This is a genomic window from Kitasatospora sp. NBC_01246 (genome assembly GCF_036226505.1).
Classification (GTDB): Bacteria; Actinomycetota; Actinomycetes; order Streptomycetales; family Streptomycetaceae; genus Kitasatospora.
Genome location: NZ_CP108484.1, coordinates 4,519,356 through 4,541,091 on the forward strand (window position 1 = coordinate 4,519,356; position 21,736 = coordinate 4,541,091).

Consider the following 21,736-nt stretch of genomic DNA (forward strand, 5'->3'; position numbering starts at 1 on the left):
GTCAGACCTCGTCCGGCCCCGTGAAGCCCGGCCCGGTGTAGCCGGGGCCGGTGAAGTCCGGGGTGCTGAAGGAGGCCGTGCGCGGCTCCCGGCCCTGCGGGTCGGTGAGCCCCTCGGCACCGGGGCTGGTGAAGCCAGGCCCGCTGTAGCCCGGCCCGCTGTAACCGGGGCTGCTGAAGTCCGGGCGGGCGGTGTCCGGGCGGGCGCCGTCGGGGCGGGCGGTGTCGGGTTCGGCGCCCGGTCCCGGTATGCCCGGCGCCGTCGTGGGGTCGGCGCGCAGGGCGGTGTGCAGGTAGGGCAGCAGCGCCCGCTCGCGCAGCGCGCGCTGCCAGTCGCGCCGGGCGTCGGCGAGCTCGGCGGCGAGGTCCGGGTCGGTGCCGGGGGGCGTCGGGGTGCCGGCGCCGTCCCGCAGGGCGGTGAGGATCAGCCCGACGATGCCCACCGCCATCGCGACCACGCCGGCCGCCAGCGCCAGCCAGCCGGCGGTCAGCAGCGAGCGGGCCAGCCGTAGCTCGGGGTCGGCGGCCCGCAGCGTGTAGCCGATCAGCAGCAGGACGAGTGCGGCGGCCCAGGCCAGGATCGGGGTGAGCACGGTGAGCACCGGGAAGAGCCCGGCGCCGCCGTTGGCGGAGCGCAGCTGGGTGAGCAGGCCGGGCGCGCTGGGCTCGCCGCTCCGGGCGGGCGGTGGTGTCTCCCGCAGGCTGTCGCGGAGCCGGAGGTAGTGCGTGTACTCGGTGGCCGCCGCGGCCGCGACGCCGTCGGCGGCGCGCAGGGCCTTGATGCGCAACTGGTCGGCGGTGAGTGCGCCGGGCGTGCGCAGGGCGGTGAGGACGGTGCCGTCACGCAGTGCTTCGTCGAGGAGGCGCTCGTAGTCAGGGCGGTCCTCGGCGAGCAGGTGCGGGGCGTTGTTCATGGGGACCCCGTTCATGCCAACCCCGTTCGCTCCGTCGCGGTGCACGGAGACGGGTAGGGAGACGGGCCGTCACACGGGCGGCCGGGTGTGGTGTGCCCTCGATGGTAGGGGTGGTCACGGCCGCGCAGACAGTAAGTTTCCGGAATTTCGCGCCCCGGGCCGCGCGTGCGCTACGGCCCGGGCGCCGGGAACGGGTGTTCGCCCTGGGGTCGGTGGGGCGGCCGGGGGGGTCAGATCGGCAGCCGTGCGACGAGCAGCCGCCCCTCCATGGTGACCCCGCCGTCCATGGCGACGGCGAGCTCGTCGGCGTAGACGTACGGGCCCGGGATGTGCGGCGGCGCGCCGTCGTCGGCGTGCACCGCGCCGGTCAGGTACGGGATGGGGCTGTGGCCGTGCACGATCCGCGCGCCGCCGTAGGTGTCGAGCAGCTCGTGGGCGGCCGTCGGGCCGCCGTCGCCGCGGAACGCGAAGCGCTTGGTGAACCGGCGGAAGCAGTCCCACCACTCGTCGACGCCCTCGTCCGCGAGCAGGTGGTGGACGGCGTCGTTGACCTCGGCGATGGAGTCGCCGTACTCCAGGTACGCGGTGGTGTCGGAGTGCAGCAGCAGGTGGCCCTCCTCCAGCGCGATGGCGGGCAGCCGGGAGAGCCAGCTGATGTGGTGCGTCTCCAGGCGGTCCAGGTCGTGCTGCTGGCCGCCGTTGAGCCGCCAGGCGGCCAGGAAGGAGGCCGTACCGGCGGTGGACTGGACGGGTTCGTCGCCGTACCGGGCGGCGCCCAGGAAGAGCAGTTCGTGATTGCCCATCAGGGCCCGGCAGTAGCCGCCCGCGGCGGCGGCCTCGGCGGCGAGCTGCATGACCAGGTCGATGACGCCGATGCCGTCGGGGCCGCGGTCGGTGAAGTCACCGAGGAACCAGATCCGCGAGCGCCCGGCGGCCCAGTGGCCCTCGGCGTCGATCAGGCCCTGGTGGCGCAGTTCGGCGAGCAGCTCGTCGAGGTAGCCGTGCACGTCGCCGACCACGTAGAGCGGGCCGGGCGGCTCGTTCGGGGCGGGCGCCGGGTACGGGTGGTAGGGCAGGCCGGGCTCGGGCAGCGGGGGCCCGAGTTCGATGGTCGGCGGGTCGTCGTTCTGGTGCGCGGGCGAGGGCCGGTCCGGCAGGGTCGGCTCGTACCCGCCGTGCTCGGTCTGCGCGGCGTGCGGGTGCCCGACGTCGTGCGGGTGACCGGTGTTCTGCGGGTGTCCGGCGGCCGGCCAGTGCTGTTCGAGGTAGCGGGCGCCGCCGTAGCCGCTGTAGGTCTCCGACTCGTAGGCCGCCTCGGCGTACCCGGTCGGCTCGGGTTCGTAGTAGGTGCCGAAGGGCAGCACGTCGAGGTCCGGCTGGTGGCGGGGGCCTGAGTCGGGGTGTTCAGGCCCGGGGAAGCGGTCCTCGGGTGTCATTCGCCCATCATAGGAAGACCACTCTCCCGGCGTCGTCACCTGGTGGGTATCCAATCCTCCGGAGCGTCAGCCGGGCGGTCCGTCAGGTCCGTTTTGTCCTGGCTAGGTATGGTCTAGACCGCAAGATGATCACCTGCGGCCGTCCGTGGCGATGCGTGCCGGTCCGTGACAGGGCCATGCCGAACCAGGAGCCCGGGACCGGCCGCCGCACCGGTGCTCGGCCCACGCACCGGCCCGGGCGGCCGGCCCGGGCGGGTTGTTTGACCGCCCGGGCCGGCCCGCGCACCGCCCGTCGGCCCCCTACACCTCGCCCGGCGGGCGCGGCGGGCTGACGGTGGTGCGCGGACTCCGCCGTTGGGAGGACGCGCGGACGATCAGCTCGGTGGGCATCAGCGTGCCGGGCGGCGGCCCCGTCCCGGCGGTGCGGAAGCGGGGCGGGAAGAGCCGGGCGATGTCGACGCCCGTCCCGGAGTCCACCCCCTCGATGGCGTCGATGAGCAGGTTGACCACCGTCGTCCCGATCCGCCGGGGCTTGAGCGAGAGCGTGGTGATCGGCGGCTCGGTGGTCGCGTACACATCGCTCTCGCTGCAGCAGACCAGCAGCAGGTCGTCCGGCACCCGCAGGCCGTACCGCCGGGCGGCGGCGAGCAGGTCGGTGCCGTTCGGGTCGAAGAGCCCGTAGACGGCGTCGGGCCGGTCCGGGCGGGCCAGCAGCCGGTCGGCGGCGACGGCCCCCGCGGCCGGGTCGTGCGCCGGGTAGGTCTCGTAGACCGGTTCCTGGCCGACCTTGGCGCACCAGCCGAGGTAGGCCTCGGTGGAGAGCCGGGTGTAGGTGTCGGTGCTGGTGCCGGTGAGCAGGCCGATCCGGCGGGCGCCGGCCTCGGAGAGGTGGTCGAGGATGCCGAGCACGGCGGCCTCGTGGTCGTTGTCAACCCAGGCGGTGACCGGGCAGTTGCCCGGCTTGCCGTCGCTGACCACCGGGACGCCGGACCGGTACAGCTCGCTGACCAGGGGGTCCTGGTCGGGCGGGTCGATCACCACGGTGCCGTCCAGGGCGATGTTGCCCCAGACGTCGTGCCGGGAGGAGGCGGGCAGCACCACCAGGGCGTAGCCGCGGCCGAGCGCGGCGCTGGTGGCGGCGCGGGCCATCTCGGCGAAGTAGGCGAACTCGGTGAAGGTGAACGGCTCTTCGCCGTAGGTGGTGACGGTCAGTCCGATCAGGCCGGAGCGCCCGGTGCGCAGGGTTCGGGCGGCGGCCGAGGGGCGGTAGCCGAGGCGCTCGGCGACTTCGCGCACCCGGCTTCTGGTCTCGTCGGGCAGGCGGCCCTTACCGTTGAGCGCGTCGGAGACGGTGGTGATCGACACTCCTGCGGCTGCTGCCACATCCCGGATGCCGGCCCGCTCCAGACGCCGCGAGGTGGTGGGTCGCCGACCGCTCTGGTTGGCTGCTGCTGTCATGGCGGACCGATCGTATGGCTCCTGACAAGGGTCTGTGACCGGCGCATCGGGGGTCCTTGGAGATACGTTTCTCCAAGAGTGAGCCCGTGTGCGCCCCTTCGATACCCGCACGAAACCAGCCGTCTTACCTCTGACATGTGCCAAAGGAACCCTGCAGAATGGCTGATCTGCACCAGTAACCCGACCGGGCATCTCACTCCTACGGGTGAGCCGCGGTCGGTATCGTTCAGGGCACCCGACCGGGGTGGTCCGGTGCGTTGCGAGATCCCGGGGTACGGCGGCGATCCCGTCCGGCGCGGGAGCGGACGCACCAGCGGGCCCGACGCAGTGGGCCCGACGGAGAGAGAAGGAGAAGGACCGTGAGTGGAACGGCAGCGCAGGGGCCTCGGCTGAGGTCGAGCCTGGACGGCATCCCCACCTACAAGCCCGGCAAGCCCGCCGGCGCCGACGCCTACAAGCTGTCCTCCAACGAGAACCCGTACGAGCCGCTGCCCGGCGTGCTCGAAGCGGCCGTCGCGGCGGCCGGCTCGCTCAACCGGTACCCGGACATGGCCGTCACCGAGCTGACCGCCGAGCTGGCCCGGCGCTTCGACGTCCCGGCCGAGCACATCGCCACCGGCACCGGCTCGGTCGGCGTCGCCCAGTCGCTGATCCTCGCCACGGCCGGCCCCGGCGACGAGGTGATCTTCGCCTGGCGCTCCTTCGAGGCCTACCCGATCATCACCCAGGTCGCCGGCGCGACCCCCGTCCCGGTGGCGCTCACCGCGGGCGGCGACCACGACCTGGACGCGATGCTGGCCGCGGTCACCGACCGCACCCGGCTGATCTTCGTCTGCAACCCGAACAACCCCACCGGCAACGTGATCCACCGCGCCGAGCTGGAGCGCTTCCTGGACGCCGTGCCCGCCGACGTCCTGGTGGTCGTCGACGAGGCGTACATCGAGTTCATCCGCGACGCCGACGTCCCCAACGGCATCGACCTCTACCGCGACCGCCCCAACGTCTGCGTGCTGCGGACCTTCTCCAAGGCGTACGGCCTGGCGGGCATGCGGGTCGGCTTCGCGATCGCGCACGAGCCGGTGGCGAACGCGCTGCGCAAGACGGCGGTGCCGTTCGGCGTCACCCAGCTCGCGCAGAACGCGGCCGTCGCCTCGCTGCGGGCCGAGGAGGCCCTGATGGTCCGGGTCGACGCACTGGTCGAGGAGCGCACCCGGGTGGTCGCCGGGCTGCGCGCCCAGGGCTGGGAGATCCCGGACTCGCAGGCCAACTTCGTCTGGCTGGCGCTCGGCGAGCGCTCCCAGGAGTTCGCGGCGGCCTGTGCCGACGCCGGCGTGATCGTCCGCCCGTTCCCGGAGGGCGTCCGGATCTCGATCGGCGAGGTCGAGGGCAACTCGATCTTCCTCACGGTGGCCGAGGCGTTCCGCAAGACGATCGACGGCTGACCTCGTACGGACACCGGCTTCACCAGGGGCGCACCGCTCGGCGGTGCGCCCCTGCGTCGTCCTGTCCGACGTCCCACTCCGCCGGTCGGGCGGGGCACTCATCCCCGCCGCAGGAAGAGCGCCGAGGCGAGGGCGGCGAGCAGCACCAGCGCGGTGTTCACGGCGATCGCCCAGGTGACCCCGGTCAGCACGGTGGTCCCCGCGGCGGCCGCGGTGGCGACCGCGCTCATCACCGGGGTGCCCAGGGTGATGCCGACCTGCTGGGTCATGGTGGCGACCCCGGTGGCCAGCCCCTGCTCCTCGTCCGGCAGGCCCGAGGTGGCCGTCACCATGAAGCCGACGATCGCCAGCATGTTGCCGACCCCGCCGACGAAGGTCGCCGCCAGCAGCAGGCCGAGCCAGGCCCGGTCGGCGCCGAGCAGGAGCAGCGCGGCGGTCGCGGCGGCCTGCACCAGGAATCCCGCGAGCAGCGCGCCCCGGCTGCCGAGCCGCCCGATCAGCCGCGGCGCGACCACACCGCCGAGCACGGTGCCGGCACCCAGGACCCCGAAGGCCAGGCCGGTGGCCAGCGCGGAGAAGCCCAGCACCCGCTGGAGGTAGAGGGTCAGCAGGAAGACCAGCGAGGTCTCGGTGGCGAAGGCCAGCAGGCCGGCCGCGTTGCCCCAGACCACCGTGCGCCGCCGCAGCACCCGGACCGGCACGAGGGGCGAGGCGGCGGTCCGCTCGACGAACCAGAACGCCACCAGCAGCGCCGCGCCCACCCCCAGCGAGCCGAGCGCGAGCGGGTCGCCCCAGCCGTGCTCACCGGCCGCCGTCAGTCCGTGGACCAGGGCGAGCAGACCGCCGGTGACGGTGACCGCCCCCGGGACGTCCATCCGGACCTTCCCGGCCGGCCGGCTCTCCGCGATCAGCCGGGGCGCCACCAGCAGGACGGCCAGGGCCACCGGCACGTTGACGAAGAACGCCCAGCGCCAGCTCAGCAGGTCGGTGAGCAGCCCGCCGAGCACCGCGCCCGAGGTGAAGCCGGCCGACATCAGCGCGCCGTTGAGGCCCAGGGCCCGCTCGCGCAGCGGGCCCTCCGGGAAGGCGGTGGTGAGCAGCGCCAGCCCGGCCGGCGTGACGGCGGCGGTGGCCAGGCCCTGCGCCACCCGGGCGGCCAGCAGCAGCTCCGGGGTGGTGGCCAGCCCGCCGACCAGCGAGGAGACGCCGAGCACGGCGAGACCGATCAGGAACACCCGGCGCCGCCCGAAGAGGTCGGCGACCCGTCCGAACAGCAGGGTGAAGCCCGCCGCGCTCAGGGCGAAGGCGGTGGCGATCCACTGCAGGCTGCCGAGCCCGAAGCCGAGACCCTGGCCGATCACCGGCAGGGCGACGTTCAGGATCGAGAAGTCCACGGCCAGCATGAACTGGGCGGCCAGCAGGACGACCAGGACGAGTCGCTGCCGGCCGGTCATTCCGGCTGGTGTGCGGGGGAGGGCTGGTGCTTCGGACAGGGTGGCGGTCATCGCTCCGCTGCCTTTCGACTCGACGGGGTGTTCCGGGTACGGCAGCAGCCTGCTGGGCCGCGCCGGGGGTACCCAGACCCCCGCGGAGGGTGGCACCGGCAGGGACAGGCTCGGCGCCGCCCGGCGGTGTTCACTGGAGGCATGACCGCACCCGAGACACCGTCAGCGCAGCAGCCCCGGTCGGCGGAGAGGCCGTCGCCGGCCCCCTCCTCGGCGGCGTCGGCCTCCTCGGCGTCTTCGGCCTCCATGGCGTCGTCGGCGGGGGCGGAGAAGCCCAGCGAGCTGGGCGAGTTCCTGCGCACCCGCCGCGCCCGGCTGCGGCCCGAGGACGTCGGGCTGACCACGTACGGCAGCCGGCGCCGGGTGCCCGGGCTGCGGCGCGAGGAGCTGTCCCAGCTGGCGGGCGTCAGCATCACCTACTACACGCGGCTGGAGCAGGGGCAGAGCCGCAACGTCTCCGACGAGGTGCTGGACGCCATCGCCCGGGCGCTGCGCCTCGACGGCGACGAGCACGCCCACCTGCGCAACCTGGCCCGCCCGGGCCGGCCGGCGAAGGGCCGCCAGGCCGAGCGCTTCGAGCGGGTCCGGCCGGCGGTGGGCCGGCTGATCGCGGCGATGGCCGACGTCCCGGCGGTGGTGGTCGGCCTGCGCAACGAGGTGCTGGCCTGGAACCCGCTCGGCCACGCACTGCTGGCCGGGCACCTGGACGCGGCGGCGCCGGACTCGCCGTCGGCGCGCCCCAACCTCTCCCGGCTGCTCTTCCTCGACGCGCGGACCCGGGAGCTCTACCCGTGCTGGGAGACCGAGGCCCGGGCCCAGGTCGCCTTCCTGCGGCTGGCCGCCGGGCGGCACCAGGAGGACCGGCAGCTGGCCGAGGTGATCGGCGAGCTGTCGATGAAGAGCGCGGAGTTCGCGGCGCTCTGGTCGCGCCACCCGGTGCACGACTGCCTGTTCGGCACCAAGGAGTTCCACCACCCGGTGGTCGGGGACTTGGCGCTGGACTTCGAGGCGCTGCCGCTGCCGGAGGCGTCCGGGCACCGGATGCTGCTCTTCATTGCGGTGCCCGGCTCGTCGTCGGAGGCCGGTCTGCGGCTGCTGGCGGCCAGTGCGGCGGCCTCGGGGTGGGCGACGGGGCGGACGTCGGCGGGCCGGGAGCCGGTCGAGGACTGAGCCGGTCGTCACCCGGGAACGACGAGGGGCCCCGCCTCCGCACCGCCGTGCGGGGGCAGGGCCCCTGTGGTGCTCCGTGGGCCGGTCAGCGCTGGGGACGCAGCCGGCGCACGGCGATCAGAACGCCCGCGCCGAGCGCGACGAAGGCGGCGGAGGCGGCGGCGAGGAAGCCGTTGGTGGAGCTGGAGCCGGTCTGGGCGAGCTCGGGGGTGCCGGCGGGCGCGGTGGTGGCGGGCGCGGTGCTGACGGGGGCGGTCGGCGTGGCCTTGGGGGCGGCCGGGGTCCTGTCCTCGACGGGCGCGACGGGAGCGGCCGACTTCGGGGCGGCGGGCTTGGCGGTGGGCTTGGCTGCGGTCGTGGGCTTCGCGGCCGGCTTCGCGGCGGTCGCCGGCTTGGCCGGGGCGGCGGTGCGGACGACCGTGTAGGTGTGGCTTCCGCCCTGCTCCATGGGGTAGCCGTCGGCCCTGCCGCCGATGAAGACCTCGAAGCTCTTCAGGTCGGCGGCGGCGTTCGCCGAGACGGAGACGCGGAAGGCGAAGTGGGCGGCCCGGCCGTCGGTGAGCTGCTTGACCTTGAGCGAGCTGGTGTCCGCGACGATCGCGGGGTCGCAGCCGTGGTGGAGGGAGAGCTTCTTCCAGCCGCCGGCGGTGGCGGCCTCGACGGTGAAGTCCTCCAGCCGGTTGGGACCCTGCGGGTTGTAGATCGCGAAGGAGGGGCCGACGTTCTCGTACGGGGCCCCGGTGAAGTTGGTGACTCCCACGCCGATCTCGGCCTTGGCGCCGCCGGCGGTGATGCTCTGGCCGTCGGGGGTCATGTGGAACCCGGCGGTGAGGTCGCCCTTGTGCGCGGACGCGGGGGTGACCGGCTTGGCCTCGGCGCCGGCCGTGTTTCCCGAGCCGCAGGCCCAGGAGGCCTCGGCGGTCATCAGCTGGACGGAGCCGGCGAGGACGACGGTGGCGGCGACGGCGGCGAGCCGGCGGTGGCCCGAGGTGGCGGTGACGTTCTTCGCGAAAGAGGGCATAACGGACTTGCGCATGACGTGTTTCCCCAGGGTCATGGTGCTGACGGTGTGTGAAGACGACCGGCCCCGCTGTCAGCGGTAGCGCCCCCCGGCCTCGCCGGTCTCGCTCTCCGTGCCTTCATCCGTATAGACGCGCATCCCGGCCGGTGGTTGCAGGTGGGTTCGGAGTTATTTTCGGAACCTTTCGCGCGGGCCGGTGACGGGCGTGGAGTACCGGCGATCACTGCGGTCGAAGTCCGGAGAGGCCCTCGCCCGGTGGGCGAGGGCCTCAACGTGCCGGCTCGGGCGGATGTGCGGTGCCGGCCGGGGTGGGGTCGCTTCGATGGCGGATCTCGGGGTCGTGGCGGCCGGGCCGGCCGCCGCCCGGGACGTGTGCTCCCGCGCCTACCGCTTGACGATCCGGTCGAGGACGGCGGCGAGGCGTTCCTTGACCGCCGCCCCGTGGGGGAGGGGCTCCGGTGCGGCATCGGTGTTCGGTGCCCGCACGCCGCGGTCCGCGAGGACGTAGAGCAGGCGCAGCGTGCGCAGGCAGTTGCTGAGGTGGGCGGGCACCGGGGTGCTGAGGCGGTCGGCTCCGAAGCGGTCGGCGATCGGGTCCAGCCACGTGGTCGCGTCGGACTCGCTCAGATCGGGCCGGGTGAGCACCCGGGCGATCGCCCGGGCCAGCCGGTCGTCCTCCAGCTGGTCGAACACGTGGTCGGTGGGCGCCGTCAGCCGGGCGGCGGCGAGGTGCAGCATCCGCGCCGGATCCACCTCGGGGTGGCGGCCGAACCGGTCCAGCAGGTCCGCGCCGTGCGCGACGGCGTGGAGCCAGCCGAGCTTCTCGTCATTGCCGCGCAGGTCCGTCTCCGCCGGGTACCACCGCTCGAACGCGTCCACCCAGCCGGCCTCGAAGTCCCCCTTCTCCACCAGCATGTCGAGGACGAGGGGGGCGAAGGTGCGGGCCTGGATCTGCGGGTCGAGGAAGCGGGCGGCCATCTCGTCCCCCAGCGCCAGCCGCCGGGGCCCGTCGATCACCCCGCGCTCGATCCAGGTCGCGAGGACGGCGTACGGCGCTCCGTCCCGGACGTCCGGATCGGGGTCCGCCAGGGCGCCGGAGAGTTCGCGGACCAGCTCCTCCAGTGGCCGGTCGGCGGGTACGGCACAGTCGGCGGCTTCGATCCTGCTCCAGTCGGTCACGGCAGGCAGGATAGGTCCGAACCGGCTCGCCGCACCGGGAATTTCCGTGCGGTGGCGGCGAGGCCCCTGCCCGGGTGGGCGGGGGCCTTCGCTTTGCCGCTGCTAGGTGGGTATGCGGTGTCGGCCGGGGGTGGGGGGTTGCTGTCGGATTTCGGGGCCGTAGCGGCCGGCCTGGCGGGCGATCCAGGCGTATTCGGTGGTGCCGTCCGGGAGTTGGCGCAGTTCCCAGCGGCCGTGGCGGGTGATCGGGGGTGGTGTGGGCTGCTGGTCGTCGTTGACCTTGAGGGCGGTGATGACGCCGAGGGTGACGGTGGTGAGGGCGAGGGCGAGGAGGGTGAGGAGGGCGGCGCCGATGAGGAAGTTGGCGGTGCCGGTTCTCATCGGCGGATTCCCAGGACGCGGTGGCCGAGGTGGGCGGCGAGGTCGTGGAGGAGTTCGTGGGCCTGGTCGTGGGTGAGGGGGAGGGCGAGGTGTTCGCCGGGGCCGGTGTGGATGTCGAGGTCGACGGCGAGGCGGAGCTGGACGGTGGCGTCGGGGGCGTGTTCGACGCTGAGGTAGGCGACGGTGGTGCGTTCGGTGTGGATCGCTTCGGTGACGAGGGGGATCAGGACTCCCACGGCTCGTTCCTCTCGGTGTCGCGGAGCAGGTGGAGGAGGTTGAGGAGGGTGGCCACGGGGGCGTTGCCGAAGTCGACGAGGATGCGGCCGTCGACGGTGCCGCCCACGGTGGTGGCAGAGCCCCACTGGATGCCGAACCTGGCGCCTCGGGTGTGGAGTTCGCCGAGGAGGGTGGTGATCTGGGCGTGGGTGTAGTCGCGCATGCGGGGGTCGTCGGGCGTGATCGGGGTGCGGCGGGCGGCGCTCACGCGGCGGCGTCCAGTTCGAACCAGACGCGCTTGCCGTGCTTGCGGGGGTCGGTGCCGAAGCGGTGGGTGAGGGAGCGGACGAGGTGCAGGCCCCGGCCGGAGAGGGCGTAGGGGTCGGTGGGGGTGCGGGGTTCGGGGAGGTGGGGGTTGTCGTCGGCGACGGAGACGCGCAGGGTGTGGTCGCGCAGGAGGACGACGACGAGCGGGGCGGGGCTGCCGCCGTGGCGCCAGGCGTTGACGTAGAGCTCGCAGAGGGCGAGTTCGGCGTCGTGGATGAGGTCGTCGGGCCAGCCGGCGAGGGCGAGGGCCTCGCGCAGCTCCTCGCGGGCGGCGGACCAGTCGGGCGGTTCGGGCAGGGTGAAGGCACACATGAGGGACCTCCGAAGAGAGGGGGAGCGGGGTGGAGTGGGGTGTGGTGTCACCGGCGGATACGTCGCCGTGAGCCAGGCCGGAACGGGACTGGGAGTGCCGCGTACGGCTGCTCTGCGGTGCGCGGGCAGCAGGCGCCTACTGCCCTGGGAACAGGCGTTACTGACGATCCATCGGATCGATGTGAGACGACCATAGCGCAGAAGCACTTAAGATTAAGTGGATCCTGGAAAGCTTCCCTCTTCCGTGGGACAGATGGCCGTGACGGCTGCCGTCGCGGCAGACTGATGCCACGAAACGCAGAGAGGACGCCATGCCCGGTCGCCAGAGTCCAACTCTTCGTCAGCGCCGCTTGGGTGCCGAGCTGCGGAGAATGCGCGAGCAAGCGGGCTTGGGCGGCAGCCAGCTCTCCCGAGTCCTCGGCGTCAGTGCCGCCCAAGTGACGCAGATGGAGAACGGGAAGAGCAGTGTCAGCGCGGAGCGTCTCCAGACGATCGCGGCGGGTTGCAAGTGCACCAACCAGCCTCTGATCGATGCACTCGCCGACCTCATCGCAGCGCGCGGAAAGGGCTGGTGGGAGGAGTACCGCGGCGTCTTGTCGACCGACTTTCTGGAGGTCGCGGAGATGGAGTCCACGGCGCAAAAGCTCTACACATGGGCAACCACCTACGTGCCTGGCCTACAGCAGACCCAGGCTTACGCCTCTGCGGTGTTCGCCCGTGTCTCACCGCCGCTACCACCTCGCGACATCGAGCTCAGAACTGCATTTCGCGTCCAGCGTCAGCACGCCATTCGGTCGAGTGGCACGCCGTACGTGTCCTTCATCCACGAGGCCGCGCTACGGATGCAGTTCGGCGGCCCTCACGTGCTCGCAGCGCAGCTCGGTAGCCTGATCGAGGACTCAGAGCGGCGAACCTGCTCGTTGCGAGTGGTGCCGTTCGACATGGACACGTTTCCTGGCGCGGGCGAGAACATCATGTTCGCCGAGGGACCGGTACCGGAGCTCGCGACCCTCCAGATGGACACCGCGCAGGGCGTCCTCTTCTTCGACTCCCCAGCAGACCTGGCCAGCCACCGCGCAACGTTCACCCGCCTTGACTCCCTCGCCCTGTCGGATGATGACTCGCGAAAGTTCATTCGATCTATCAGGGATGAAATGAAGGGTAGGTATGAGTAGGTCCGAGTGGCAGAAGTCGACCTTCAGCGGTGCATCGAACGAGTGCGTCGAAGTCCGCGTCGTCGACGGCACGGTCGAACTCCGTGAGTCCGACGCCGGCGACATAGTCGTCCGCACCACCCCGCCCAAGTTCGCCAAGTTCCTCCAGGGCATCAAGGCCGGCGAGTTCGACCACCTCACGACCTGACCCGACAGCGCCCCCTCGCCGAGCGAGGGGGCGCCACCATCCGATCCACCTCATTCACACCGGCAGGTCCCAGCCCGGGCCGTCCTCTGTGCCGATCCACACCCGCTGCCCTGCGTCCGAAACGGTGATCCCGAATCCCTCCTGGTGCGGCTCGCCGGCCTCCTGCCAGGCATCGACGGCTCGCTCCACCTGGTCCCAGAGCCTCAGCGGTCCGCGCTGGATGACGGTCCAACCACCACTCGCATCAGCTCTCGTCCGGGCCAGCGAACCCGTTGCCACGTCCACGAGAACCTGCTCTCCGCCCGCCCCCATCCGCTCTGCCGAGGGTGCTGCGAGCTGGGCTACCCAGCTCCCGGTCCACGTCCCGATGACGGCGGGATCGATCCGGCTCGCGCGCTCCTCCCCGGGTAGCATCGCGAGGCCGGGCCGGGGCGGGCGGTCGTGCGGGCGGGCGATCATGAAGCTGGTGAACCCGGGCAGGAATCGGCCGGTCGCACTCCCCGCTCCGGTGACCGTGAGCAGCGCGAGCCCGGACGCGTAGCTCCACCCGGACAGGGTGACCAGGATCCGACCGCCCGGCTTCACCTGGTGCAGCCAGGGCATCGGGATGTACCGGACCGAACACGTGGCGATCAGCCGGTCGTACGCTCCGCCGCCAGGGTCCCCTCGCAGGCCGTCGCCGCTGATCAGCCGGGGGGTGTAGCCCGCCCCGTGAAGCGCGACCGCCGCGGCTTCGGCCACCACGGGGTCGTACTCGACGCTCGTGAGGTTGGCATCGCCGAGCCGGTGGGCGCCCAGGGCCGTCGAGTATCCCGTCCCGGTGCCGATTTCCAGCACACGGTGGCCCGGGGCGGCGTCGAGCTGCTGCCACATCCGCAGGACCAGCGACGGCAGGGTCGACGAGGAGGACGGGGAGCCGACGATCAGCTCCCCGCCCTCCTGACCCGGCCGTGTCGTGCCGTCGAGCTGTGTGATCAGCGTCCGATCGGCGTAGACGCCCTCCAGCCACCCGGGATCGTTCGGGCGCACCGACCGGTAGGCGGTCGGTGCGCTGTTCGGCGTCGGCTCGAAGTACGGGCCGACGAAGTCCTCGCGTGCGACGGCCTCCGCCGCCCTGCACCACGCCGGATCGCTCAGCGTGCCTTCTGCCGTGAGTCGGCGGACCATGGCGGCTCGGAGCTCTGCGGACGGGCTCATGCGTCGGGGCCTCTCTGCAACTGGTCGGCGATGGCCTGGGCGATCGCATCGGTGGTCTCGGGCGGCTGCCACGCCCACTGCCCGTTGGGGTTGCACTCCAGGAAGTACCATTCACCGGCCGCTGTCACGGCGAAGTCGAACGCTCCGTACACCAGCCGGAGTTCACCGAGGTAGGACGTGACGGCGCGCGAGACCTCCTCGGGCACGGCAACCGGAGCGCACGCCATGAGGTCCTGCCTCCGGCGCCAGTCGAGATCGGGGCTGTCGATCCGAACCGCGAAGGCCCGGTCGCCGACCGCGGTCAACCGCACGTCGAACGCCTTCGCCACCTTGGCCTGGAACAGGTGCGGGCAGACCTCCACCCCGGCGGTCAGCTCACCGGCACGCACGTCCCGAACCCACACCTGGCGCAGCCGACCGGCCACCTCGTACGCGATGTTCCACAACGGCTTGTAGACCGCCCCGGCGACCTGGCCCGCCACGAACTCCTGTGCGGCACCCAGCTCGTTGGTGATCAGTGTGTCGGGTACGCGGAACCCGTTCCGCTGCGCTGCCGCGAGTTGCGCCGGCTTGTACTCGGCAGCCCGGTTGGCCCACGGGTGATTGACGTAGTGCGCACCGGGGAGCGAGGCCAGCACACCCCCGGTACCCCACAACGACTGGGCGGCCGCGAACCGTCGCTCCCGCCCGTCCAGTTGCGCGGGCCCCTCGTACGGAGAGGCTCGGCGCATCCAGACCGACCGCACCCGGGTGAGGTCCAGCCTCCGGGTCGGCGTCCGTAAGGTTCCCCGCTGACCGGTCGTGCGGTACCGGGTGGTCAGCGAGGCGCCTTCGTGCAGATCGGTGCCGGGATCGAGCCGGACCACCGGGACGCCACGCCCGGCCAGCACTCGCAGCACCACATCCGCGGTCACATCACGGGAGTTGGTGAGGACCAGCACTGACGAGCGGTCGTCGCTCGTCACCCGGAGCTCTGGTCCTGGTCGAAGGACTCGGTGGAGTCGGCATCCGTCGCCCCGCCCGGCCCCGACCCGTCGCCGGGGCTCGTCATGGTGGGCGTCAGCCCGCTGGTACTGGTGCCGTGGCCCCCCGATTTGACGGTGCGACCGTGCTCGTCCACGAGCACGGCGATCTGCGTCTCAGGATCGATCACAGGCGTGAACGCCGGAACCGCGGCTCCCCGGGGGAACGGCTCCATCCTGCTCACTCCCCACGGCGACGACATCTGCCTCATCTGCCGGTCTCCCTCTCCATCTGCGGCACGTCAGCGGTGCGCAGCCCGCGCCTCGTACAGGAACGAAGTTAGAGAATGGCGGGATGGCTATCAATACCATTCCCGTTTCTGAATAAAAGGTCCTACGGGGAGAGGTCCGGTCACGACCGATACGCGGCAGCCCACTCTGAGAGCAACATGCGGGCGTTCTCTCCGAATGCCGCGGTTTCCTCGAACAGTGCGAATAGCTCTCGGTGCTGACCGATGTCCTTCGGGTCGCGAAAGACCATCCGGCCAGTGAAGGTCTCCACGGTGACGAGTCGATCGTCATAGATCGTGAACGTGTTCATCGGGCCCCGTGTCAGTGGTGTCCCGAATGGCAGTACTCCGATCCGGACGGATGGTAGGCACGTCAGCGAGGCAAGCCGGTCAATCTGAAGGGCCATGGCTGCAGGAGGCAGGAGTGCCCACCTGGCGGCCTGCTCGGTCAGGATGAAGGTGAACTCCTTGGATGCGTCTTGAAGGACGCCCTGCCGTTCGATCTTCCGGTTGATGACTTCCGTTCTGTCTCCCGTCACGTTGGCCAGGCTGGCGCGCATGTACTCCGGAGTGGCAAGCAGGCCGGTGATCATCGAGGGAAGGAAGTAGCGCAGCTCGGTGGCGGCGGCCTCCAGCCTTGAGAGTTCAGCCTGCCGTCTTTCGATTCCCCGCCGCCAGGAAGAACGTTTGTTCTGCCACTCGGTGTGCGCGATTCGCGCCAGAGAACTGACCTCCTGGGTGAGATCTCCAGGCGCGCCGAGGGCTCGAAGGATCTGCTCCACATCGACAAGGCTCGGGGTGACTTTCCCCGTCTCGATCTTGCTGATCTTGCTCTGGCTGATGCCGCAACGCACTGCAAGCCGGTCTCCCGTGAGACCGGCTTGCAGGCGGAGGTTCCTGAGCATCTCGGCCAGATCCTGTTTCGATCGGCCGAGCTGGTCGGGATCGAGTGTCACACGTGGTCTTTCACGTATTCGAGGAACGGCACCGAGTTAGAGATCGCCAGCCGCTTCAACTCTCGGCACTCTTCGACTCGTCCATCGACCAGCTCGCGGTTGATCTGCGTTCCGTCCGAGCGGAAGTTCAGCTGGACGACCGAGGTCTCGTCGAACATCCACCAGTCCTGGTCCGGGATCCCGAAGTCCCGTTCGGTGGCGTCGAGGATGCGGATGTCCTCCCCGGCCGCGATGTTGCCGGGGATCCCCCAGGCGAACTGGTACCGCTGGTAGTCGGTCAACGGCTCCCGCACCACCCGGACCCGGCCGATCGTCCTGCCGCTGATAACGAAGCCCTGAACCCGTCGGTGCCAGGCCGCGTTGTGCTCGGCCGGCTTCGGTTCGCCGCGCAGGAACCGCGCGAGGTTCTCGGCCTCGCGCGGCATGGTGTACGCCGGCTGGGCCTCCAGCCGGAACGCATCCTGGCGGTACCCGTCGAAGTGGTGGCGCCACTGGTCACCATCCAAGAGCACGGACAGCCTCCTCAAGGACGCTCCGGGGAATCTCCACCGCAGACTCCCCAACCGGAACGCGGAGGGCTTCGAAGTGATCGCCTTGGACCACGAAGGTGCCACGATCGGTGGCGTAGACATTCGGGCAGTCATCGTCATCGCAGTCGGGCCCGTTGAACGTGCCCGTAAGTCGCGTCAGGTTCGGGGTCTGGGTCATGCTGTCGCCCCCTCAGATGGGCCCACGCGAGCCCTTGGATACGAAGTTAGGGAGAGCGGGACCAACTGTCCACGCTTACCCGGCCGGTATTCCCGTCTTGGACTAAGAATCAAGGTCTGCAGCCTGGCAGTCACTGCCGAGCATTCAGCTACGGGATGTGGGCACCTCGGATGCGGCAGGGCGATCCCGGCCGTGGAGCAGGAAGTCGGCCAGGCCGACTTCCCACTCCGCCCTGGTGGCTCCTGGGCAGCGGCGGTGCGGCGGCGGGCAGGGCTGTCCCGGCCCGCCGGGGCTGCCGGATGGCTGGGGATGGCTGGGAACCTCCTGGGAGTTCGGCCAACGGTTGGGCGGGGGGTGGGCAAGGTGAGGGCTGGGGGCGGGCGGAGCGTGGCGGAATGCCCGGATTCGGCCGGTCAGGGTTCTCCCAGGCCGCGCCCAGGGTGCCGCAAGAGCGTCCGGCGAAGCTGTGCGCCATGAAGGTGCTTCCGCGACGGCGTGGTGCCGTCCTCCTGAACTCCGCACTGGGCGTGGCCCTGGTGGGCGCCGTGGCCCTGGCGTACACCACGTTGGACAGCGGGACGGAGAAGGCGGCCGGCAAGGCCCAGGTCCGAACCGCGACCGTGGCGAAGGGCACGGTCCTGGCCACCGTGTCCGGAACCGGCACGCTCGCCTCGCCGACCGACGCCGCCCAGGACTTCACCACCGGCGGGAAGCTGACCGCCGTCAAGGTCGCGGTGGGCGACACCGTGACCAAGGGACAGGTGCTGGCCACCGTCGACACCACGGCGGCCCAGCAGCAGGTGGACGCCGCCCAGTCGGCGCTGACCACGGCCAACGCCAACCTGACCAAGGCGCAGGCCGGCGTCACCACCACGACCACCCAGCAGATCCCGGGCAGCTCGAACAAGTCCTCCAGCGGCTCCGGCGGCTCGTCCAACGACTCCACCGGTGGCGGCACCGGTGGCGGGGAACGGGGAGCGGGCGCGAGCAGCGCGCCCGCTCCCCAGACCACCCCCGTCCCGCAGACCACCACGATCACCACCACCAAGGTGGACGAGGCGGCCGTGGCCCAGGCCCAGCAGCAGGTCGCCACCGCGCAGACCAACCTGGCGAACGCCCAGGCCGCGCTGGCCGGTACGACGCTCACCGCCTCGGTGGACGGCACGGTCGCGTCCGTCTCCAACAAGGTCGGCGACACGGTGGGCGGCGGCACCGGGAGCAGTGGCACCGGGAGCACCGCCAAGTCCACCGGGACCACCACCGGCTCCGGCGCCCCGAGCGGCTTCATCGTGCTGACCAACCCGACCGGGATGCAGGTCACCGCCAACTTCTCCGAGCTGGACTCGCTGAAGCTCAAGAAGGGCGAGTCGGCCACCGTCGCGCTGAACGCGCAGTCCGACACCAAGCTCAACGCCACCGTGCTGTCCGTCAGTTCGCTGCCGGTGAGCAGTGGCGGCAGCGGCGGCGCGGCCGCCGTCCAGTACGCGGCGACGCTGCAGATCACCGGTGACACCAGCAAGCTGCGCACCGGCCTCAGCGCGACCGTCTCGGTGGTCACCGGCGAGGCCGACAACGCGCTCTCGCTGCCCACCGCCGCCCTGGCGGGCACCGGCACCAGCCGGACGGCGACCCTGGTGCAGCCGGACGGCTCCAGCGAGCGGGTCACCGTCGAGGTCGGCGTCGAGGGCGACACCACCGTGCAGGTGGTCTCCGGGCTGAAGGAGGGCGACAAGGTCGAACTCGCCACCACCAGCGGGACCAACGGCTTCCCGAACGGATCCTTCCCGGGCCTGACCGGTGGCCAGGGCAGCCGCGGCGGCACGGGAGCCGGCGGCGCGGCCGGCGTGGCAGGCGTCGGCGCGGCCGCCGGCGGCGGCACCGGCCGGGGCGGGAACCGCTGATGGGGCGCAGGACCGCCCCCGCGCCCCAGAGCACGGCGGCGGCGCCCCCGGTCATCCAGATCCGCCGGCTCACCAAGTCCTACGGCCACGGCGACGCCACCGTGCACGCGCTGCGCGGCCCGTCCGACCCGGCCACCGGCGAGCCGCTGGGCGTCGACCTGGACATCGAGCAGGGCGACTTCGTCGCGGTGATGGGCAGTTCGGGCTCCGGCAAGTCCACCCTGATGAACATCCTCGGCTGCCTGGACGTACCGACCGCCGGGCGCTACCTGCTGGACGGCATCGACGTCGGACACCTGGACGAGCAGCAGCTCTCGCTGGTCCGCAACCGCAAGATCGGTTTCATCTTCCAGTCCTTCAACCTCGTCCCCCGCACCACCGCGCTCGCCCAGGTCGAGCTGCCGCTCGCCTACGCGGGCGTGCGCAGCGCCGAGCGCCGGCGCCGGGCGCTGGCCGCGCTCTCCCTGGTCGGCCTCGCCGAGCGCTCCGGGCACCGGCCCAATGAGCTCTCCGGCGGCCAGCAGCAGCGCGTCGCGGTGGCCCGGGCGCTGGTCACCGCGCCCGCGATGCTGCTCGCCGACGAGCCCACCGGCAACCTGGACAGCCGCTCCACCGACGAGGTGCTGGCCCTGATCGACGGCCTCAACGCGACCGGCCGCACGGTGGTGCTGATCACCCACGAGGACGAGGTCGCCCTGCACGCGAAGCGGGTGATCCGGCTGGTCGACGGCGCGGTCGTCAGCGACGTCCGGCAGGCCCCGGTGGAGGGCCCGCCGCCCGCCCTGCTCGCGGCCGCCGACCTCCAGGGGGTGCTCGCATGATCCTCTGGCAGATGCTCCGGTTCGCCGTCGGCGGCCTGGCCGCCAACAAGGTTCGCTCCGCCCTGACCATGCTGGGCGTGCTGATCGGCGTGGCCTCGGTGATCCTGCTGCTCGCGGTCGGCAACGGCTCCTCGGTGGCGGTCAAGGAGTCGATCACCTCGCTCGGCACCAACTCGCTCACGGTCACCGCCGGGTCCTCCTTCGGCGGCTCGCGCACCGCCTCCACCGCCAAGAAGCTCACGGTCGCCGACGCCAGGGCACTGGCGAGCGACCCGGAGGCGACCTCGATCAAGTCCGTCGCGCCGGTGGTCACCGCCAGCGGCACCGCGCTGTACGGGGACATCTCCTACAGCCCCGGCTCGATCGTCGGCACCTACCCCGCGTACTTCGAGACCGCCAACCTGAAGATCGGCCGGGGCGAGTACTTCACGGCCGACGACGTGCTCGGCTCCCGCAAGGTCGCGGTGCTCGGCGCCACCACCGCCAAGCAGCTGTTCGCCACCACCGACCCGGTCGGCAGGGCGATCACCGTCGGCGGCACCCCGCTCACCGTGGTCGGCGTGCTCCAGGCCAAGGGCGGCACCGGCTTCACCGATCCGGACGACGTGGTGATCGCGCCGCTGCCGACCGTGCAGAACGCCTTCACCGGCTTCGGCCCGGTCAGCCAGATCCTGGTGCAGGCCACCTCCGCCGAGACCACCACGGCCGCCCAGGCCGAGGTCACCCGGGTGCTGCTCGGCACCCACGCGATCGCCGACCCGAGCAAGGCGGACTTCCGGATCGGCAACCAGGCCTCGCTGCTCACGGCCCGGGAGTCGACCACCAAGACCTTCACCGTGCTGCTCGGCGCGGTGGCCGCGATCTCGCTGCTGGTCGGCGGGATCGGCATCACCAACATCATGCTGGTCACCGTCACCGAGCGGACCAGGGAGATCGGCATCCGCAAGGCGCTCGGCGCCCCGCGCGTGGCGATCCTCGGGCAGTTCCTCGTCGAGTCCACCCTGCTGTCGGTGATCGGGGCCGGACTCGGGGTGCTGGCCGGTCTCGCCGGATCGCACTTCTCCGTCGTCGGCATCAAGCCGGTGGTGATCCCCGAGTCGGTGCTCGGCGCGTTCGGCATCGCCGTCGCCATCGGCCTGTTCTTCGGCAGCTACCCCGCCAACCGGGCCGCCTCGCTGCGCCCGATCGACGCCCTCCGCCACGAGTGACCAAGGACCCGCAGACCATGAGCAACGAGATCGAGCCGCGCACCCACGCCGAGCAGGTGGTCCTGCTCTCCACCGCGCCGGACGCCCGGGACGTCACCGCCGAGCTGGCCGCGCCACCGCGCCGCCGGCTGCCGTGGCCGACCCTCGTCCTGGCCGGCGCCGTGCTCGCCACGGCGGCCTTCGCGGGCGGCGTCTGGTACCAGCAGGGCCACGGCTCCACCGGCTCCGGCAAGTCGGCCGCGGCGGGGCAGCAGCCCCGGGCGGCGGCCTCCGGCTTCGGGGGCGGGCAGAACGGCACCCGCCGGGGCGGCCAGGGCACCGGTCAGGGCGCCGGCGCCGGTCAGGGCGCGGGTCAGGGGGGTGGCCAGGGCGCGCAGGGCGGCTTCACCCGGGGCACCGTCAAGGCCGTCGACGGCACCACCGTCTACCTGACCGACGCCAACGGCAACACCGTCAAGGTGACCACCGGCGACGCCACCAAGGTCCAGCTCAACAAGGAGGGCAAGGTCACCGACCTGCAGCCCGGTCAGAGCGTCACCGTGGTCGGCACCCCGGCCGCCGACGGCGGGTACGCCGCCACCCAGCTCGTCGAGGGCGCCGCCGGCTTCGGCGCGGGCGGCGCGGGCGGCTTCGGCGGCGGCGCCGGTGGCCGGGGGACCCAGAACCAGACCCGGACGCCTCCCTCCTAGCCCGTCCACGGGTGGGAGGGGGCCCGGCGGCTGACCCCGCAGCCCCCAGGCCCGCGCGGCCCGGCCGAACCTCCTCCGGCGGCCGGGCCGCGCGCTGTGCTGTCCGTGACCGGGTGGCGTGCCGGGCCAGGGGCCGCGCGGTGTCCGTGCCCGCGCGGTGTGTCCGTACCCTGGGTCACGCGCGGTCTTCACCGGCGGGGAACGGCCCGGCCTCCGGCCGGGAACCGACCGCCCCGGTCCGGAACCGCCCGGCCCCCGGCCGGGGAGGCTTCGCGCCGCGGC

At 72.2% G+C, this 21,736-nt stretch carries 23 protein-coding genes; 8 read left to right on the forward strand and 15 right to left on the reverse strand.

The annotated features are described in order from the left end of the window. Position 1 precedes the first annotated feature (1 nt). The 3 genes from OG618_RS19905 to OG618_RS19915 form a co-directional block, all read right to left on the reverse strand. Positions 2-928 carry a hypothetical protein gene (locus tag OG618_RS19905; protein WP_329488874.1) on the reverse strand — a complete coding sequence of 309 codons (927 nt, stop codon included), beginning with the start codon at positions 926-928 and terminating at the stop codon, positions 2-4. A gap of 215 nt (positions 929-1,143) precedes the next feature. Further along, a complete protein-coding gene (locus tag OG618_RS19910) occupies positions 1,144-2,349 on the reverse strand; it encodes a metallophosphoesterase (protein WP_329488875.1) in 1,206 nt (401 codons plus the stop codon). A 300-nt stretch (positions 2,350-2,649) separates the two neighbouring features. Next, positions 2,650-3,807, reverse strand: coding sequence for a LacI family DNA-binding transcriptional regulator (locus OG618_RS19915; RefSeq protein WP_078879728.1), 1,158 nt, complete (start codon positions 3,805-3,807; stop codon positions 2,650-2,652). A 359-nt stretch (positions 3,808-4,166) separates the two neighbouring features. Here OG618_RS19915 and hisC point away from each other — a divergent pair, with 359 nt between their 5' ends. Further along, on the forward strand, positions 4,167-5,249 hold the full coding sequence (gene hisC / locus OG618_RS19920) for a histidinol-phosphate transaminase (protein ID WP_329488876.1): 1,083 nt from the start codon (positions 4,167-4,169) through the stop codon (positions 5,247-5,249). A 98-nt stretch (positions 5,250-5,347) separates the two neighbouring features. Here hisC and OG618_RS19925 read toward each other — a convergent pair whose 3' ends face one another. Further along, a complete protein-coding gene (locus tag OG618_RS19925) occupies positions 5,348-6,754 on the reverse strand; it encodes an MFS transporter (protein ID WP_329488877.1) in 1,407 nt (468 codons plus the stop codon). A gap of 246 nt (positions 6,755-7,000) precedes the next feature. Between OG618_RS19925 and OG618_RS19930 the strand changes: the two genes are divergently transcribed. After that, positions 7,001-7,924, forward strand: coding sequence for a helix-turn-helix transcriptional regulator (locus OG618_RS19930; protein ID WP_329488878.1), 924 nt, complete (start codon positions 7,001-7,003; stop codon positions 7,922-7,924). An 85-nt stretch (positions 7,925-8,009) separates the two neighbouring features. Here the strand turns inward: OG618_RS19930 and OG618_RS19935 are convergent, their stop codons facing one another. The 6 genes from OG618_RS19935 to OG618_RS19960 all read right to left on the reverse strand — a co-directional run bounded on the left by OG618_RS19935 (position 8,010) and on the right by OG618_RS19960 (position 11,360). Further along, on the reverse strand, positions 8,010-8,960 hold the full coding sequence (locus OG618_RS19935) for an LPXTG cell wall anchor domain-containing protein (RefSeq protein WP_329488879.1): 951 nt from the start codon (positions 8,958-8,960) through the stop codon (positions 8,010-8,012). 369 nt (positions 8,961-9,329) lie between these two features. Continuing rightward, complete coding sequence (locus OG618_RS19940; protein WP_329488880.1) at positions 9,330-10,124, reverse strand: DUF2785 domain-containing protein; 795 nt, start codon at positions 10,122-10,124, stop codon at positions 9,330-9,332. A 102-nt stretch (positions 10,125-10,226) separates the two neighbouring features. Continuing rightward, a complete protein-coding gene (locus OG618_RS19945; RefSeq protein WP_329488881.1) occupies positions 10,227-10,505 on the reverse strand; it encodes a hypothetical protein in 279 nt (92 codons plus the stop codon). Next, complete coding sequence (locus OG618_RS19950; RefSeq protein WP_329488882.1) at positions 10,502-10,741, reverse strand: hypothetical protein; 240 nt, start codon at positions 10,739-10,741, stop codon at positions 10,502-10,504. The genes OG618_RS19945 and OG618_RS19950 overlap by 4 nt, the downstream gene beginning before the upstream one ends. Continuing rightward, on the reverse strand, positions 10,729-10,989 hold the full coding sequence (locus tag OG618_RS19955) for a hypothetical protein (protein WP_329488883.1): 261 nt from the start codon (positions 10,987-10,989) through the stop codon (positions 10,729-10,731). The genes OG618_RS19950 and OG618_RS19955 overlap by 13 nt, the downstream gene beginning before the upstream one ends. Continuing rightward, a complete protein-coding gene (locus tag OG618_RS19960) occupies positions 10,986-11,360 on the reverse strand; it encodes an ATP-binding protein (RefSeq protein ID WP_329488884.1) in 375 nt (124 codons plus the stop codon). The genes OG618_RS19955 and OG618_RS19960 overlap by 4 nt, the downstream gene beginning before the upstream one ends. Before the next feature lie 311 nt (positions 11,361-11,671). Between OG618_RS19960 and OG618_RS19965 the strand changes: the two genes are divergently transcribed. Both OG618_RS19965 and OG618_RS19970 read left to right on the forward strand, forming a co-directional pair. Next, positions 11,672-12,535: a helix-turn-helix domain-containing protein gene (locus OG618_RS19965; RefSeq protein WP_329488885.1), complete on the forward strand. Its 864-nt coding sequence runs from the start codon at positions 11,672-11,674 to the stop codon at positions 12,533-12,535. Continuing rightward, positions 12,528-12,722: a DUF397 domain-containing protein gene (locus tag OG618_RS19970; RefSeq protein ID WP_329488886.1), complete on the forward strand. Its 195-nt coding sequence runs from the start codon at positions 12,528-12,530 to the stop codon at positions 12,720-12,722. The genes OG618_RS19965 and OG618_RS19970 overlap by 8 nt, the downstream gene beginning before the upstream one ends. 54 nt (positions 12,723-12,776) lie before the next feature. Here the strand turns inward: OG618_RS19970 and tgmC are convergent, their stop codons facing one another. From tgmC to OG618_RS19995, 5 genes are all read right to left on the reverse strand, one after another. After that, entirely contained in the window at positions 12,777-13,919 is a 1,143-nt protein-coding gene (tgmC, locus tag OG618_RS19975; RefSeq protein ID WP_329488887.1) for an ATP-grasp peptide maturase system methyltransferase, read from the reverse strand. After that, on the reverse strand, positions 13,916-14,884 hold the full coding sequence (gene tgmB / locus OG618_RS19980) for an ATP-grasp ribosomal peptide maturase (protein WP_329488888.1): 969 nt from the start codon (positions 14,882-14,884) through the stop codon (positions 13,916-13,918). The genes tgmC and tgmB overlap by 4 nt, the downstream gene beginning before the upstream one ends. Beyond that, the gene (gene tgmA, locus OG618_RS19985; protein ID WP_442906831.1) at positions 14,881-15,153 is read right to left on the reverse strand and encodes a putative ATP-grasp-modified RiPP; all 273 of its coding nucleotides are present in this window, start codon (positions 15,151-15,153) and stop codon (positions 14,881-14,883) included. The genes tgmB and tgmA overlap by 4 nt, the downstream gene beginning before the upstream one ends. Before the next feature lie 140 nt (positions 15,154-15,293). Continuing rightward, positions 15,294-16,127, reverse strand: coding sequence for a helix-turn-helix domain-containing protein (locus OG618_RS19990; RefSeq protein WP_329488889.1), 834 nt, complete (start codon positions 16,125-16,127; stop codon positions 15,294-15,296). Then, positions 16,124-16,639, reverse strand: a complete 516-nt coding sequence (locus OG618_RS19995) for a DUF6879 family protein (RefSeq protein WP_329488890.1) — start codon at positions 16,637-16,639, stop codon at positions 16,124-16,126. Before OG618_RS19995 ends, OG618_RS19990 begins: the two co-directional genes overlap by 4 nt. Before the next feature lie 669 nt (positions 16,640-17,308). Here OG618_RS19995 and OG618_RS20005 point away from each other — a divergent pair. The 4 genes from OG618_RS20005 to OG618_RS20020 are packed head-to-tail and all read left to right on the forward strand — an operon-like array spanning position 17,309 to position 21,454. Continuing rightward, the gene (locus OG618_RS20005) at positions 17,309-18,736 is read left to right on the forward strand and encodes an efflux RND transporter periplasmic adaptor subunit (RefSeq protein ID WP_329488892.1); all 1,428 of its coding nucleotides are present in this window, start codon (positions 17,309-17,311) and stop codon (positions 18,734-18,736) included. After that, on the forward strand, positions 18,736-19,557 hold the full coding sequence (locus tag OG618_RS20010; RefSeq protein WP_329488893.1) for an ABC transporter ATP-binding protein: 822 nt from the start codon (positions 18,736-18,738) through the stop codon (positions 19,555-19,557). Before OG618_RS20005 ends, OG618_RS20010 begins: the two co-directional genes overlap by 1 nt. Beyond that, the gene (locus OG618_RS20015) at positions 19,554-20,765 is read left to right on the forward strand and encodes an ABC transporter permease (RefSeq protein ID WP_329488895.1); all 1,212 of its coding nucleotides are present in this window, start codon (positions 19,554-19,556) and stop codon (positions 20,763-20,765) included. The genes OG618_RS20010 and OG618_RS20015 overlap by 4 nt, the downstream gene beginning before the upstream one ends. Before the next feature lie 17 nt (positions 20,766-20,782). Continuing rightward, positions 20,783-21,454 (forward strand): hypothetical protein, encoded by a 672-nt coding sequence (locus tag OG618_RS20020; protein WP_329488896.1) that lies wholly within the window; start codon positions 20,783-20,785, stop codon positions 21,452-21,454. The last annotated feature ends 282 nt before the right edge of the window (positions 21,455-21,736 follow it).

What these genes read in the sequence shown, in the direction of transcription:
- tgmC (WP_329488887.1), bottom strand. Translation starts at nt 13,919, where the DNA reads ATGAGCCCGTCCGCAGAGCTCCGAGCCGCCATGGTCCGCCGACTCACG.
- OG618_RS20015 (WP_329488895.1), top strand. Translation starts at nt 19,554, where the DNA reads ATGATCCTCTGGCAGATGCTCCGGTTCGCCGTCGGCGGCCTGGCCGCC.
- OG618_RS19905 (WP_329488874.1), bottom strand. Translation starts at nt 928, where the DNA reads ATGAACGGGGTCCCCATGAACAACGCCCCGCACCTGCTCGCCGAGGAC.
- OG618_RS19970 (WP_329488886.1), top strand. Translation starts at nt 12,528, where the DNA reads ATGAGTAGGTCCGAGTGGCAGAAGTCGACCTTCAGCGGTGCATCGAAC.
- OG618_RS19925 (WP_329488877.1), bottom strand. Translation starts at nt 6,754, where the DNA reads ATGACCGCCACCCTGTCCGAAGCACCAGCCCTCCCCCGCACACCAGCC.
- OG618_RS20010 (WP_329488893.1), top strand. Translation starts at nt 18,736, where the DNA reads ATGGGGCGCAGGACCGCCCCCGCGCCCCAGAGCACGGCGGCGGCGCCC.
- OG618_RS19945 (WP_329488881.1), bottom strand. Translation starts at nt 10,505, where the DNA reads ATGAGAACCGGCACCGCCAACTTCCTCATCGGCGCCGCCCTCCTCACC.
- OG618_RS20020 (WP_329488896.1), top strand. Translation starts at nt 20,783, where the DNA reads ATGAGCAACGAGATCGAGCCGCGCACCCACGCCGAGCAGGTGGTCCTG.
- OG618_RS19915 (WP_078879728.1), bottom strand. Translation starts at nt 3,807, where the DNA reads ATGACAGCAGCAGCCAACCAGAGCGGTCGGCGACCCACCACCTCGCGG.
- OG618_RS19960 (WP_329488884.1), bottom strand. Translation starts at nt 11,360, where the DNA reads ATGTGTGCCTTCACCCTGCCCGAACCGCCCGACTGGTCCGCCGCCCGC.
- OG618_RS19930 (WP_329488878.1), top strand. Translation starts at nt 7,001, where the DNA reads ATGGCGTCGTCGGCGGGGGCGGAGAAGCCCAGCGAGCTGGGCGAGTTC.
- OG618_RS20005 (WP_329488892.1), top strand. Translation starts at nt 17,309, where the DNA reads ATGAAGGTGCTTCCGCGACGGCGTGGTGCCGTCCTCCTGAACTCCGCA.
- tgmA (WP_442906831.1), bottom strand. Translation starts at nt 15,153, where the DNA reads ATGAGGCAGATGTCGTCGCCGTGGGGAGTGAGCAGGATGGAGCCGTTC.
- OG618_RS19935 (WP_329488879.1), bottom strand. Translation starts at nt 8,960, where the DNA reads ATGCGCAAGTCCGTTATGCCCTCTTTCGCGAAGAACGTCACCGCCACC.
- OG618_RS19910 (WP_329488875.1), bottom strand. Translation starts at nt 2,349, where the DNA reads ATGACACCCGAGGACCGCTTCCCCGGGCCTGAACACCCCGACTCAGGC.
- OG618_RS19965 (WP_329488885.1), top strand. Translation starts at nt 11,672, where the DNA reads ATGCCCGGTCGCCAGAGTCCAACTCTTCGTCAGCGCCGCTTGGGTGCC.